Below are 13,101 nucleotides of genomic sequence, written 5' to 3'. Positions count from 1 at the left end.
CCCGTGACTCGCGTCGCGCCCCTGGGCGCGACCGGGAACGCCATAGCCTCAAGCGATACGGCGACTCACAAGGAAATCGGCTTGCGCCCGGCAAACGAATGCGCCAGGGTTCCACCGTCCACCAGTTCCAGCTCTCCTCCCAGCGGCACGCCATGGGCGATACGCGAGGTGATCAGGCCTTTGTTGGTCAGCAACTGGGCGATGTAATGAGCCGTGGCTTCGCCTTCGACGGTCGGGTTGGTGGCGAGGATGATCTCGGTGAAGCTGCCCTGCTCTTCGATTCGCGTCAGTAACTGCGGGATACCGATGGCTTCCGGACCGAGGCCATCGAGCGGCGACAGATGCCCCTTGAGCACGAAGTAGCGGCCACGGTAGCCCGTCTGCTCCACCGCATAGACATCCATCGGGCCTTCGACCACGCACAACAGGGTGTCATCACGCCGAGGGTCGGCGCACTGCGGGCAAAGATCGTCTTCGGTCAGGGTGCGGCACTGGCGACAATGCCCAACCCCTTCCATGGCCTGAGCAAGGGCCTGGGCCAGACGCGAACCGCCACTGCGATCACGCTCGAGCAGTTGCAGGGCCATGCGCTGGGCGGTTTTCTGGCCGACGCCGGGGAGAACCCGCAAGGCATCGATCAGTTGGCGAATCAGGGGGCTGAAGCTCATGGCAAAGGGTCCGACAGAACAGGAGACGCGGTTTATACCTGCGCCTCCAGCCAGCGTCTAGGGGGGCGCTGGAACACGGTTCCCTTGTAGGAGCGAGCTTGCTGGCGAAGGAGCCCCTGAGACCGCTTAAAAGCTTCGCGGGCAAGCCCTGCTCACAAGGTAAGGCGGCGCTGTAGCAGCCTTAGAACGGCATCTTGAAACCTGGCGGCAGTTGCATGCCGGCGGTCATGCCGGACATCTTGTCCTGGCTGTTGGCTTCGATCTTGCGCGTCGCGTCGTTGAATGCGGCGGCGATCAGGTCTTCCAGCACTTCCAGGTCTTCGTCCTTCAGGCTCGGGTCGATGCTGACGCGCTTGACGTCGTGACGACCGGTCATCACCACGGACACCAGGCCGGCACCGGACTGGCCGGTCACTTCGGCGTTGGCCAGTTCTTCCTGCATCTTGGCCATTTTTTCCTGCATCTGCTGCGCCTGCTTCATCAGGCCGGCCATGCCACCTTTCATCATGGGAATCACCTCAAGAGTTACATGTACAAAGAGACGCAAGGTACAAGCCCTGGCGTCGTTCAATTGATTAATCCTGGGTCACCAGGACATCGACAGGTTCGATTGTATCGCCACGGACCACCGCGCCGAACTGTTGCATCATCTGCTGGATGAACGGATCGGCATGAATCGACGCCACCGCCTCGTCCTGGCGCTCATGGCGCCGACGGGAGGCCGCCTGGGCCGGGGTTTCCTGCTCGGGCTTGATCAGCTCGATGCTCAGCTTCAGGGGACGCCCGTGGTACTGGTTCAGGGCGTCGTTGAGACGACGCTGCTGCGTGGCGTTGAACAAGGCACTGTGGGCCGGGTCCAGGTGCAGCAGCCAGTCGTCACCGCTGACCGCGATCAGCGTGCAGTTGGCCGCAATGCTGCCGGTCATGCCGGAGACCGGCAGTTTCGGGAACAGTTCCAGCCACTCCAGCGCCAGGCCCGTGGCCGGTGCCGCGGCCGGTTGCGGCTCGGGTTCCGGTGCCGGGTCCGCGGCGTGCTCGCTGGCCAGCTCGTCGAGATAGCTGTAGGCCGAGTCCATGTCCGGCTCGATATAGTCTTCATCCAGCGGCGGTTCGTCGTCCGGGTCCAGCCCCGGCGTCGCGGCATCCACCTGCGCCGGGGTCGGCTCAGGCAGGGGCGCGGCCACCCATTCGGGGGCCTCCGGGACCACTCTGTCCGGTGTCGGTAGCGGCATGGCGGCCAACTCCGGCTGCTCGGCGACGGTTTCCAGCAGCGGCGCGACAGCGGGCTCCTGCACCACCTCCGGCTCGACCGGATCGTTCCAGGGCAGATCCACGGCATCCTGCGCCGGGGCCACGGGCTCGACCGGCGCTGGAACCTCGGCCCCCACGACGGGCGCGACCTCGACCGGCGCGGCAATCGGCGCAGCCACCTCGGCTGGCACGGCCGCCGTCACCGGCGCCTGGACAACTGGCGCGGCCACCGGAGCCACAGGTGCTGGCGCTGGCGCGGCAACGGCCGCGTCAGCCACGCTTTGTGCGGAATCAACTGTGGCCTGGCTGATCCCCACTGGCTTTAGCGGTGGTCTCGGCGATGCCGTGCTGTCGGCTGGGCGGAAAGCCAGCATTCGCAACAGCACCATCTCGAAACCACTTCGCGGGTCCGGCGCCAGCGGCAGGTCGCGCCGGCCGATCAAGCCCATCTGGTAATAAAACTGCACATCTTCGGCCGGCAGGGCCTGGGCCAACGCCAACACGCGGTCGCGGTCGCCATGGCCATTGTCGACCCCCTCCGGCAGCGCCTGGGCAATCGCCACCCGGTGCAACACATTGAGGATTTCCGACAACACGCCGTTCCAGTCCGGGCCCTGTTCGGCCAAGTGCCGAACCGCTTCGAGCAAGGCCTTGGCATCGCCGTCGAGCAGCGCATGCAAGACGTCGTAGACCTGGCCATGGTCGAGGGTGCCGAGCATCGCCCGCACATCGGCGGCCATGACCTTGCCTTCACCGAAGGCGATGGCCTGGTCGGTCAGGCTCATGGCATCGCGCATCGAACCGTCGGCAGCACGGCCCAGCAACCACAGGGCGTCGTCCTCGAACGGTACGTTCTCGACCCCGAGCACGTGGGTCAGGTGCTCGACCACCCGCTCCGGGGTCATGTTCTTCAGGGAGAATTGCAGGCAGCGCGACAGGATCGTGGCCGGCAGTTTCTGCGGATCGGTGGTCGCCAGGATGAACTTGACGTAGGGCGGCGGCTCTTCCAGGGTTTTCAACAGGGCGTTGAAAGAGTGGCTGGAGAGCATGTGCACTTCGTCGATCAGGTAGACCTTGAAGCGCCCGCGGCTGGGGGCGTACTGCACGTTGTCGAGCAGCTCGCGGGTGTCCTCGACCTTGGTCCGGCTCGCGGCGTCGATCTCGATCAGGTCGACGAAACGCCCTTCGTCGATCTCCCGGCAGACCGAGCAGGTCCCGCAGGGGCTCGAGGTGATGCCGGTCTCGCAGTTCAGGCACTTGGCGATGATCCGCGCGATGGTGGTCTTGCCGACACCGCGGGTACCGGTGAACAGATAGGCGTGATGCAACCGCTGGCTGTCCAGGGCATTGATCAGAGCCTTGAGCACATGGGTCTGGCCGACCATTTCGCGGAACGAGCGCGGACGCCATTTACGTGCAAGAACCTGATAACTCATCGATAACCATCGCGTCGGGGAAGCGGAAGACCGCTAATGCTAGCGGAGCAGGGGTAAAAATGCATCCGGCACGCGGCGCTAATCTGGCTAAGCTGCACTTTGTGCAAAGATTGGCGGCCTCGTTGTGCTCCCGCCGGAGAGTTTGATGCGTGCAGTTCTTTATGCCCTGGCGTTGATGAGCGCCCCTGTCCTGGCCGCGCCGCCGCCCCTGCGCTTCTCCGTGACCGACGGTTGGAGCATGCCGCTCATACAGATCGAGCACGGGCAGCCGACCCAGGGCATCTTGTATGACCTGATGACCAGCCTTGCCCATCAGGTCGGCAGTCCGGCCAGGTTTCACGTACTGCCGCGCACCCGGGTGCAAAGTGCCATGGAGCGCGGCGAAATCGATGTGCGTTGCTACGTCGCGCAATCCTGGCTGCCCAACCTGTCCGACGACTACCTATGGAGCGTTGCGCTCCTCACCCAACGGGACATGCTGGTCAGCAAGGCCACGCCGCCGCCGTCTCTGGCGCTGCAAAATCTTGAGACACAACGCCTCGGTACCGTACTGGGCTACTCGTACCCGTCCCTGCGCGCGCAGTTCGAAAGCGGTCGACTGATCCGCGACGATGCGCGCAACCAGGAACAGGTGCTGCAAAAGCTCGCGGCAGGCCGCTACGCCTATGCCATCAGCAGCCAGTGGGGGTTGGACTGGTTCAACCAGACACAGATGCCGGATCGCCAGTTGCACGCCGTGATGGTCGTGCAGGAACAAGCCGTGGGCTGCGTCGTACGCAATGACCCGGCCCTGCCGGTACAACGCATACTCGGGACCTTGCTGCGGATGAAAATGTCCGGGGAAATCGACAGAATCATCCAGCTCTATACCGGGCATGGCGAGCCGATGGACGCTACGCCGTCAGGTGGCGCTGCGCCATAACCCCGGAGGCTCGAAGCCCTCGACCCAAGCCGGCACCTCGTCCGCCGACATCGGCCGGGCAATGAAATAGCCCTGCGCCACATCGCACCCCAGGCTCATCAGCAGGCGACCGTGCTCGGCGGACTCCAGGCCCTCGGCTATCACTTCCCGGCCAAAGGCCCGGGCCAGGCCGATCACCGCAGTGGTCAGCGCCAGATCGTCCTGGTCATGGAGAATGTCGCGCACGAACGAGCGATCGATCTTGATCGTCTGGCTGGGCAGGCGCTTGAGGTAACTCAGGGACGAGTAACCGGTGCCGAAATCGTCCAGGGAAAAACGCACCCCCAGCGCCTGGCAGTCTTGCAGGCACTGGCTTACCCGCTGGATGTTCTCGATGGCCATCGACTCGATGATTTCCAGGTCCAGCAGGTGCGGCGGCACCTTGGCGTGGCGCATCAGCAAGGCGCGCAGACGCTCGACGAAATCGCCACGCTGGAAATGCCGGGCGGCGATATTGAGACTGACCGGCCACTCATGCCCCGCCTGGCGCCAGGCCTGCATCTGCGCCAGGACCCGGTCGATGACCCACTCACCGATATCGATGATCACATCGGTCTGCGCCACCTGCGGCAGGAACGCCTGGGGCAGGAGCAGGCCGTCGCGTGGGTGCTGCCAGCGCATCAGCGCCTCGAAACCCACCACGGCGCCGGTGCGCATATTGACCTTGGGCTGATAGACCAGGCACAGCTCACCATTGGCCAGGGCCTGGCGTATCAGCGCCACGGTCTGGTGAGTCGCCTTGACCTCCTGGTCCAGCGACACGTCAAACAAATGGAAACGATTGCGCCCGCCCTGCTTGGCCAGGTACATCGCCTGGTCGGCGTGGCGCAACAAGGTATCGGCGTCTTCGTCGTCGGCGGGAAACAGTGTCACGCCGATGCTGGCATCCACATGGATGGTCTGGCCATGTATCGAATACGGCGCCGAAATCGCGCCGAGCACCCGTTGCAACGCCCCCTGCAACTCCTGGGCGTTACGCACATAACGCAGGATCAGCACGAACTCGTCACCGGCCAACCGGGCCACCACGTCCTCGCCACGCATGATGCTGCGCAGGCGCGCCGCCACCTCCACCAACAGCAGATCGCCACTGGCATGCCCGTAGCCATCGTTGACCGCCTTGAAGCCGTCCAGGTCGAGCATGCAGACCGCCAGCGGAATGGCTTCGCGCCGGGAAAAATCCAGGGCCTGGTTCAGCAGGTCCGAGAGGAACGCCCGATTGGGCAACCCGGTCAGTACATCGTGCCCCACCCGCCATTGCAGGGTATGCAGCAGGCGCAACTTTTCGCTGACGTCGAAACGGATCGACACATACTTGCGCACTCGCCCGGTGGCCTCATCCAGCAGCGGCACCATGGTGCTGTCGACCCAGTACAGGGAACCGTCCTTGGCGCGGTTGCAGACCTCGCCTTTCCAGACCCGGCCCAGGGCGATGGTGCGCCACATGTCGACAAAGAACTCGGGGGGGTGGTAGCCGGAATTCAACAGGCGGTGATCCTGCCCGAGGAGTTCGTCACGGCTATAGCCGGAAATCACACAGAATGGATCGTTGACGTAGGTGATCCGTCCATTCAGGTCTGTTTCTGAAAAAATGGCGGCGACGTCCACGACCCTGCGATACGTCTCATCCATGAGGTCAGCTCACCTGGGCAGCTAGAGGTTGTCCCGAATTCGCAGCACAACTGCACCTGGCGACATCGCCTGGCCGTACTTCGACGAAGATCAACTAAGATTATATGATAGTCATCAGCAATTGGTGCAGGCCTTCGTGACCATCCCGAAACAATGCGTGGCTCAGGTTATATGGCCATCACGGCATGGACAGCAAAGACATCCGCGGATTTCCGGCTTCACAAATATTTCGCCTGAAACGGGATCACCAAATACCTGTCTTAAATGCCAATTCTACGAATTACATCACATTATGCAACAGAAGGTGATGAACCATGGTGTTGTCTAATGTAAAGATTTATCGTTAAGTTCTTGATTCTAAATGGGAATTGAGCGATGAAAATTTCAAGTTTGGGTGCAGCCATCAGGCGCTACCGCAAGGTAGCGGGGCTAACTCAGGCTGAACTTGGAGAGAGAACCGGTTTTGACCCCAAAACCATCAGCCGCTTCGAAACCGGCAGTTACACACCCAGCGTGGAGGCCTTGTTCCTGTTTGCCGACGTACTGGGTGTGAAGCTCAAAGCCTTTTTCACGGATCTGGGTGACGAAGACGAGCAGCGTGCCTACCTGTTCGGCGTCATTCACAACGCTCCCCCGAAGGACCTGGGAAAGCTGATCGCCGCGGTCGATCTGGCCTTGTCCAAGCCTTAGCCTTACGCCTGCCGAGTTGTCTGCCAGCAAAATGCGGTCCTGCCCATTCGCGCAAGACCGCAGGATAGCGCGTGCGCGCCTGGAACTTGGTAATACAAAGTCACTTCCGCTATCCTGCCGGCAAATTTATTTCCAAATGTAAGGGACTACAATGAAACATCCTCTGCGCCAGCTTCTGGCCGTGGTGGCGCTCTGCACCATCACCTTGCCTGCCCTGGCTGCCAGCACTCCCGCTCCGGCGCCGGCGCCGACCGCCAGCACACAAGCGCACCAAAGCCCCGAACAATGGCTGGCCACCCTCAAGCAGCAGCACGGCAACATCACCCTGCCCAGCGGCATCGCCACCCTGCAACTCAATGACGACTTCTACTACCTGTCGCCGGCCGACACCGAGCGCCTGCTGACCGAGGGCTGGGGCAACCCGCCCGGTCACAAGACCCTGGGCATGATCATTCCCAAGTCGGTCAGCCCGCTGGCGGCCAATGGCTGGGGCGTGATCGTCAGCTACAAGAACGACGGCCACATTTCCGACGATGACGCGGCCAAGATTGACTACACCGACCTACTCAAGCAGATGCAGGCCGATGACGAAGAAGACAACAAGGAGCGGCGCAAGCAGGGTTATGCCGGCCTGTCGCTGCTGGGCTGGGCCGAGCCGCCGAGCTACGACCAGGGCAGCCACAAGATGTACTGGGCCCGCGAGCTGAAGGCCGATGATGCGCAACAGACCACCCTGAACTACAGCATCCGCGTGCTGGGTCGCGAGGGTGTGCTGGAACTCAATGCGGTGGCCGCGATGGCCGACTTGCAGACCATCAAGCAGGAAACGCCGAAGATCCTCGCGTTCACCAACTTCACCGAGGGCAACCGCTACGCCGACTACGACTCCAAGACCGACAAGCTGGCGCCTTATGGGCTGGCGGCGTTGGTGGCGGGCGGTATTGCGGCCAAGGCCGGGTTGTTCGCCAAGATCGGCGTGGCCTTGCTGGCGCTGAAGAAATTCATCGTGCTCGGATTGGTGGTGATTGCCGGATTCTTCCGTAAGCTGTTCAAGCGTCAGTAACACGCTGCCCCTTGTAGGAACTGGCTTGCCAGCGATAAACGCCAACGATGACGCGGAACACCTGACACCCCGGGTTGTTCCGACGTCCATCGCGATCAATCCAGCGCCGACCGGCTGCTCCTGCAGCAATCACCCTGAGCGTTTCGGCACAATGGTCGAGCGCAGCGGCACAACAGCCCCTTCCCGCCCTCAATACACTCGTCTCTCCTCTCCCAACAAAGACGAGATCAGCATGAAAACCCGATTTCTCCTCACCGCCCTCTCCCTCGGCCTGAGCCTCAGCGCCCAGGCCGCCGATTTCACCCTCAGCAGCCGCGACATCAGCGACGGCAAGCCGATGAGCAGCCGCGAAGTGTTCCAGGGCTTCGGCTGCGAAGGCGGCAACACCTCCCCTGAACTGTCCTGGAAAAACGCCCCGGCCGGCACGAAAAGCTTCGCCATCACCGTCTACGATCCCGATGCCCCGACCGGCAGCGGCTGGTGGCACTGGACCGTCGTCAACCTCCCGACCTCCACCCACGAACTGCCCTCCGGCGCGGGCAACCCGTCGGCCAGCCAACTGCCCGCCGGTGCCGTCCAGGGCCGCACCGATTATGGTCAGCCCGGCTTCGGCGGCGCCTGCCCACCGGCGGGTGATAAAGCGCATCGCTATCAATTCACCGTCTGGGCCCTGAAGGTCGATAAACTGCCGATCAATGAACAGGCCAGCGGCGCCATGGTGGGCTACATGCTCAACGCCAATGCACTGAGCAAGGCCACCCTTACCGCCACTTACGGACGCTAGCCACCATGAACAACCCCGCCGGCGTCCAGCATCGCCAAAGCCGCATCGGCGCCAGTGTCATACAGGCGCGCCAGCCCCACGCCTTGCAACGGGTGCCGATTTTCGTCACCACCCTGTGCCGTGTCCGCCAGGGCGAAAAGCTGATGGGTTGGGATGATCGGCAAATGCGCGTGGGTTCACGGCATTTGATCCTGATGCCGGCGGGATGCGAGTTGGGGATCAGCAACTATCCCGGGGCACAGGGTGACTACATCGCCGATGCGGTGACCTTTCCCACGGAGCTGTTGCGGGCGTTCAGCGTTCGTTACAGCCAACAGATCACCGCACACCCTGGGCGAACGGCAACGCAGGAACTCTGTGTACCGCTGGATCGGCATACAACCCAGGCCTGGGAAAACCTGCTGGACTGCATCAACGCCGACTCACCGGACGCCTTGCGTACGCATTACGCGGAAGCCGTGCTGTTGGCGTTGGCCCTGGGTGGCTGGGCCGGACCGTTGTTGCTGGATCGCCATGATCCGCTGTGCGAGCGCGTGCAGCAGATTCTCATGACCGACCCGGCGCGGGACTGGACCGTTGCCAATGTCGCCGAGCGCCTGAACCTTGGCGCCTCGACGCTGCGCCGGCAGTTGGCGAACGAGAACGACAGCTTCAGCAATATCCTCGAGAACGTCAGGCTGGGGATGGCGCTACAGTGGTTGCAGGTCACTCCGCGACCCATTGGGGAAATTGCCGCAGCCAGCGGCTATGCCTCGGCTTCACGGTTTGCGGTGCGGTTTCGCAAGCATTATGGGCTGTCGCCGAGGGAGTTGCGGGCGGCGTTATAGTGCACCAAAGGAACAAAACTACCAAACAAGCGTTTGTGTATATCCCATCGGCTCGAAAAAGCCATTCTTGCAGCCGCATCAAAACGATTAAAGCCTTCCTCACTTGCTGTTTTAACACAGAAATATTTCATCACGTTTGATCACTTGTCCTCGCCCTGTTCTATAAAATACCCTTCTCTCCATTCAAAAAATACTACACGCCCGCTGGCACTTTCCTTGCCGCGAAGTGTTTATTCAACCGTTGGAGAGCATTATGAACGACCGCAATCTGGTTTTTAGGAATAATCTGATAGAGCATATCCCCCAGCAAGCGATAGATAATATTTCATGGTTCATCACGGAACAGGCGAACAGTAATAACTCACAGCGTTGCTGGAACTGAACATGATTAATGTTAACTGTGGGCATTGCATGCTCGAGACGCCGACCCGGCTTCTTGCATTTCAAAATCTACCGATGCCGTATTGCTCGGCGTGCCGAAGGCTCGTGTGCCACCTTTGTCGAGAGAATCTGGCGATGCTGGGCTGTCATCACAGCAACTACAAGCCTGCAAGCGTCATCCTCTCAGGCTCGTCGACGCGGCAGAACGCTGCGGCCCACAGCATCTTGCAAACGGTAACGGTGATTGTCGGCGCAAGAAGGACAACGCATTCCTACAACTGCCCACCGGGTAGCTACCCTCCCGAGTCATGTGACGTACTCGCCATCTGGTCAGCCACGGAGGGCAAGTCCTTCTCCCCTCCCATGAAGGCGGCCACCAATGGAAGTGGCGGTGGAAAGGTGCTCACCAGTAATTCCGCTGTATTCAACTTGCGCCAGGGAGTCTCCGGACTTGCCCGTTACGGTGCCTATGATCATTTCCACGTGGCCCCTCCCGGAAACGCCCTGGGCAGCACCGATCGAGTCTGGTATCACGTCGATACCACCACCACTCCGGTCACCATCAAGTTCAGCCAAGTACTGAATAACTAGCGTGGTGTTTCAGAAGTTGACTGCATGATTTTTAGACGCAGGAAAACGAAGCGCTGATTTTGATCGGGCACTTGGGCGGATATTCAGGGGGGGATATAGCTTGAGGGTGCGTTATGGAGGCAACCCCACCAGCCACACCCCGGCACACAATGTCACCGCTGCGGCTGCTCCCTTCCAGGCCTGACCGGGTTCACGGCTGATCGTTGCGGGGGGACCGATGGGGTCACCATAACGACGCTCGCCTCTCGGCAAGCCGCGCCATTGTACCGATCTCATCGGAAGTTACAACCGTTGGTTCCAGATAAAAAATATGAGGACGCTCAAGCACTTGCCTATGGCCTTTGGCCTCTCCCTTCATCCCCTGTGGGAGTGGGCCTGCCCGCTCCCACACTCGATTGGATAAACCGGCAGAGTCAGTGCTTGGGCACACTCAGCCGAGCATATTGGTCCTGGCTGATCCAGCCGGTGAAGGAACGGTTCTGGGCATTGATGAACTCGACCTGGGCCGCGCCATTCTTGAACGCCAGCACCCCGACGACATCGCCCTTGACGATATAGGGACCCTGAGTGGCCTTGGCGTCCGGGGCCTTCTGCAGCCAGGCCTTGTCAGCCGAGACAGTCACCAGACCGATCCACTTCTTGCTCGCGGTCTGGGTCAGGTCCAGGCCGGTGGCGATATCCGGCATCAGCACGTTCATGCAGCCCGGGTGCTGTTGACCTTGCTCGACCGTCAGGGTCACGCCATCAACCGAGGGCTTCACAGATCCCGGGTAAACGTCATCGAGCCAGGTGGACACCGATACGTCCTTCCCGGCCTCGACCTTGCCTTGCAGGTAGAAAGCGCAACTGAAGGTCGGACCCTCGCCCCGCTCCTCTGCGTAGAACCCCTCGACCTGATGCTCAGGCGTCACTGCCAGCATCAACTGCTCGTACTTGCCGGAATGCAGTGCCGAACCCACAGCGAAGGCTGGTGCACCGACACAGAACGACATCGCCCCCGCCGCCAGCCAACGGGAAATGGAAAGTTTGAACGTCATGTTATTTTTTCCCTTCAAGTGCTTCGTAGTCCTTTTTAATGCGCGAGTCATAGTCGCCATAATCCTTGCCGTTAGGCCCTTATGGCGTGCCAGCAACGGCGCTGGTGGATTCACCGCCGTCATCGCCAGCAAGCCGGCTCCTACAGTTCGGTGTTTCAGCGCGAAAATATCGTCGAGCGCCAGCCCTCTGTAGGAGCAGCCGGTCGACGCTCGATTGCTCGCGATGGACCGGAGAACGCTGCGGTGTGCCAGGAACCCCACGTTATCGTTGACGACCATCGCGAGCAAGCTCGCTCCTCCCCCCACACCGATGGGTCAGGCGGGGTGTGCTTGCTTTTCCAGCAGGTCATCCACGCGACTCAAGGCCAGATCGACCAGGTGCACCACGCCCAAGGCCAGTTTGCGATTGGAGCCCTGCAGGTTATCCGCACACTCGTAAGCCGTGGCCGAGGCGGATTGGAGGATTTCGTCGATTTGCGTCAGGGCGTCTTCAGTAGTCAGTTGTTCACGTCGACGGCGTGGGGTGTTGTCCGGTGGTAACTCGTAGTGGGCGAACGCTCGCTCAATGGCGAGTTTGCTGGCGAGAGACGACAGGTCTTCGGGCGGATTGGGAGTGATCTTGAACATACAGGTGTACCTCTTTCTTGCTGATTGAGAGAGGCCGTCACCGTTTGCTTGCACGCAAAGAGGGTGGCAGCTATACGCAGGTGTGCAAGACCGGGGCAAGAAGAGGCGCACTACCCGGCAGATCCCGAAGATCTCCCACGTACAGCCGCCATAACACCAAACTCCAGGCATGAAGATACCCAAAGGTAGTGGTGGCGTTGATGCGCCTTATCTCGCTGTCCGGACTTGCACGTCCACATCACCGATTTTGCGGTGACGAAATGCAGACTAGCCGCCGGCTCGAACAGGCGCAACGGGCTGGGATTTTCTAGGAAATTTCAGGCAAGTGAAAGGGATCTTTCGACAATCGGGGTCTGGAACAGACGCTTGCTGGTAGTTGCTACCACAGTCGATGCACCAAACGGGAGTTGATCGGTCGAGCAATGTCGACGGAAAGCAAAATCCACATTAATTAAAGGAATCTTCTTACTGGCAACAGGTCAATAGGACAGTCGCAGGGTTCCAGCCGCGTCAGCACAATGACCGGTATGACCCACGCTTTATCCGAGCACCCTCCGCTGGACTGCTGGGGCCGAAGCGATTATTGGCAATGGAGCCATGGCGACTTTGCTGAATCCTGAAAACAAGGACGTACTGGAGCTTGCTGTGATGAAGGTTCTATCAGGCATTCTGCCACTTATGCTGCTGGTCTCCGCTGGGTACTCGAAGGATGCTGGGGGCATATCCCCGGAGGCCGGCGCACGCACCTATGGGCAGAACTACAAGGACATGGTGCTCGCGACCTGTATTGCGAACGCCTACAAGGACGACAAGTCGGCAACCATTGATGCGGGAAGCAGCGTCAGCACATTGCGCGACTGGACCGAATACGACCTGGAAAAGGCCCCCAACGCGATCAAGGCCCTGGTGGATCGTTACCTGGCGCACGACTATCACAACCCGCTGGTGGAGTCGGAAGTCCAGGGCGTGCGTTTCGATTTGCTGAAATGCCTGGACCTGTATCACAGCAAGGAGCTGGATACGCAGGTCAAGCGCCTGGTTATCCACCCAAATCGGATTTACAGGCAGGACAAGTGAAGCGTTCACTCGAACGCGGTGCCTCTGGAACAGCGCGGCGTTCTCACGGCCATCGCCAGCAAGCTGGCTCCTACAG

13 protein-coding genes and 1 other RNA gene are annotated in these 13,101 nt (G+C 60.9%); 7 read left to right on the top strand and 7 right to left on the bottom strand.

Features of this window, described 5'->3' with window-relative positions; translation table 11 throughout:
- Positions 1-65: 65 nt before the first annotated feature.
- The 3 genes from recR to dnaX form a co-directional block, all read right to left on the bottom strand.
- Positions 66-668 (bottom strand): recombination mediator RecR, encoded by a 603-nt coding sequence (gene recR / locus UCMB321_RS21230; protein WP_040070425.1) that lies wholly within the window; start codon positions 666-668, stop codon positions 66-68.
- Positions 669-849: 181 nt separating this feature from the next.
- Positions 850-1,176: a YbaB/EbfC family nucleoid-associated protein gene (locus UCMB321_RS21225; protein ID WP_040070424.1), complete on the bottom strand. Its 327-nt coding sequence runs from the start codon at positions 1,174-1,176 to the stop codon at positions 850-852.
- A gap of 67 nt (positions 1,177-1,243) precedes the next feature.
- Entirely contained in the window at positions 1,244-3,355 is a 2,112-nt protein-coding gene (dnaX, locus tag UCMB321_RS21220; RefSeq protein WP_040070423.1) for a DNA polymerase III subunit gamma/tau, read from the bottom strand.
- 145 nt (positions 3,356-3,500) lie between these two features.
- Between dnaX and UCMB321_RS21215 the strand changes: the two genes are divergently transcribed.
- Entirely contained in the window at positions 3,501-4,277 is a 777-nt protein-coding gene (locus UCMB321_RS21215) for a substrate-binding periplasmic protein (RefSeq protein WP_040070422.1), read from the top strand.
- Here UCMB321_RS21215 and UCMB321_RS21210 read toward each other — a convergent pair.
- Positions 4,257-5,948: a putative bifunctional diguanylate cyclase/phosphodiesterase gene (locus UCMB321_RS21210; RefSeq protein WP_040070419.1), complete on the bottom strand. Its 1,692-nt coding sequence runs from the start codon at positions 5,946-5,948 to the stop codon at positions 4,257-4,259. The two genes, UCMB321_RS21215 and UCMB321_RS21210, sit on opposite strands and share 21 nt — an antisense overlap.
- Positions 5,949-6,323: 375 nt before the next feature.
- Between UCMB321_RS21210 and UCMB321_RS21205 the strand changes: the two genes are divergently transcribed.
- From UCMB321_RS21205 to UCMB321_RS30820, 5 genes are all read left to right on the top strand, one after another.
- Positions 6,324-6,638 carry a helix-turn-helix domain-containing protein gene (locus UCMB321_RS21205; RefSeq protein ID WP_040070418.1) on the top strand — a complete coding sequence of 105 codons (315 nt, stop codon included), beginning with the start codon at positions 6,324-6,326 and terminating at the stop codon, positions 6,636-6,638.
- A gap of 151 nt (positions 6,639-6,789) precedes the next feature.
- Positions 6,790-7,701 carry a DUF2167 domain-containing protein gene (locus UCMB321_RS21200; protein WP_040070416.1) on the top strand — a complete coding sequence of 304 codons (912 nt, stop codon included), beginning with the start codon at positions 6,790-6,792 and terminating at the stop codon, positions 7,699-7,701.
- A gap of 232 nt (positions 7,702-7,933) precedes the next feature.
- Positions 7,934-8,485: a kinase inhibitor gene (locus tag UCMB321_RS21195; protein WP_040070414.1), complete on the top strand. Its 552-nt coding sequence runs from the start codon at positions 7,934-7,936 to the stop codon at positions 8,483-8,485.
- A gap of 5 nt (positions 8,486-8,490) precedes the next feature.
- Entirely contained in the window at positions 8,491-9,312 is an 822-nt protein-coding gene (locus UCMB321_RS21190; RefSeq protein WP_040070412.1) for a helix-turn-helix transcriptional regulator, read from the top strand.
- Between the two features lie 384 nt (positions 9,313-9,696).
- Positions 9,697-10,284, top strand: a complete 588-nt coding sequence (locus tag UCMB321_RS30820) for a hypothetical protein (RefSeq protein ID WP_157016019.1) — start codon at positions 9,697-9,699, stop codon at positions 10,282-10,284.
- Positions 10,285-10,407: 123 nt separating this feature from the next.
- Here UCMB321_RS30820 and ffs read toward each other — a convergent pair.
- The 3 genes from ffs to UCMB321_RS21175 all read right to left on the bottom strand — a co-directional run bounded on the left by ffs (position 10,408) and on the right by UCMB321_RS21175 (position 11,948).
- An RNA gene (ffs, locus tag UCMB321_RS30285) (signal recognition particle sRNA small type) lies at positions 10,408-10,504 on the bottom strand.
- Positions 10,505-10,697: 193 nt separating this feature from the next.
- The gene (locus UCMB321_RS21180) at positions 10,698-11,321 is read right to left on the bottom strand and encodes a hypothetical protein (RefSeq protein ID WP_040070408.1); all 624 of its coding nucleotides are present in this window, start codon (positions 11,319-11,321) and stop codon (positions 10,698-10,700) included.
- Between the two features lie 315 nt (positions 11,322-11,636).
- Positions 11,637-11,948 (bottom strand): DUF6124 family protein, encoded by a 312-nt coding sequence (locus tag UCMB321_RS21175; RefSeq protein ID WP_040070407.1) that lies wholly within the window; start codon positions 11,946-11,948, stop codon positions 11,637-11,639.
- 678 nt (positions 11,949-12,626) lie between these two features.
- Here UCMB321_RS21175 and UCMB321_RS21170 point away from each other — a divergent pair.
- Positions 12,627-13,025 carry a type VI secretion system amidase immunity protein Tai4 gene (locus UCMB321_RS21170; RefSeq protein ID WP_245220838.1) on the top strand — a complete coding sequence of 133 codons (399 nt, stop codon included), beginning with the start codon at positions 12,627-12,629 and terminating at the stop codon, positions 13,023-13,025.
- The last annotated feature ends 76 nt before the right edge of the window (positions 13,026-13,101 follow it).

It is taken from the genome of Pseudomonas batumici, assembly GCF_000820515.1.
Classification (GTDB): domain Bacteria; phylum Pseudomonadota; class Gammaproteobacteria; order Pseudomonadales; family Pseudomonadaceae; genus Aquipseudomonas; species Aquipseudomonas batumici.
The sequence above is the reverse complement of the archived record's forward strand: the minus strand, read 5'-3'. Positions and strand labels throughout refer to the sequence as shown.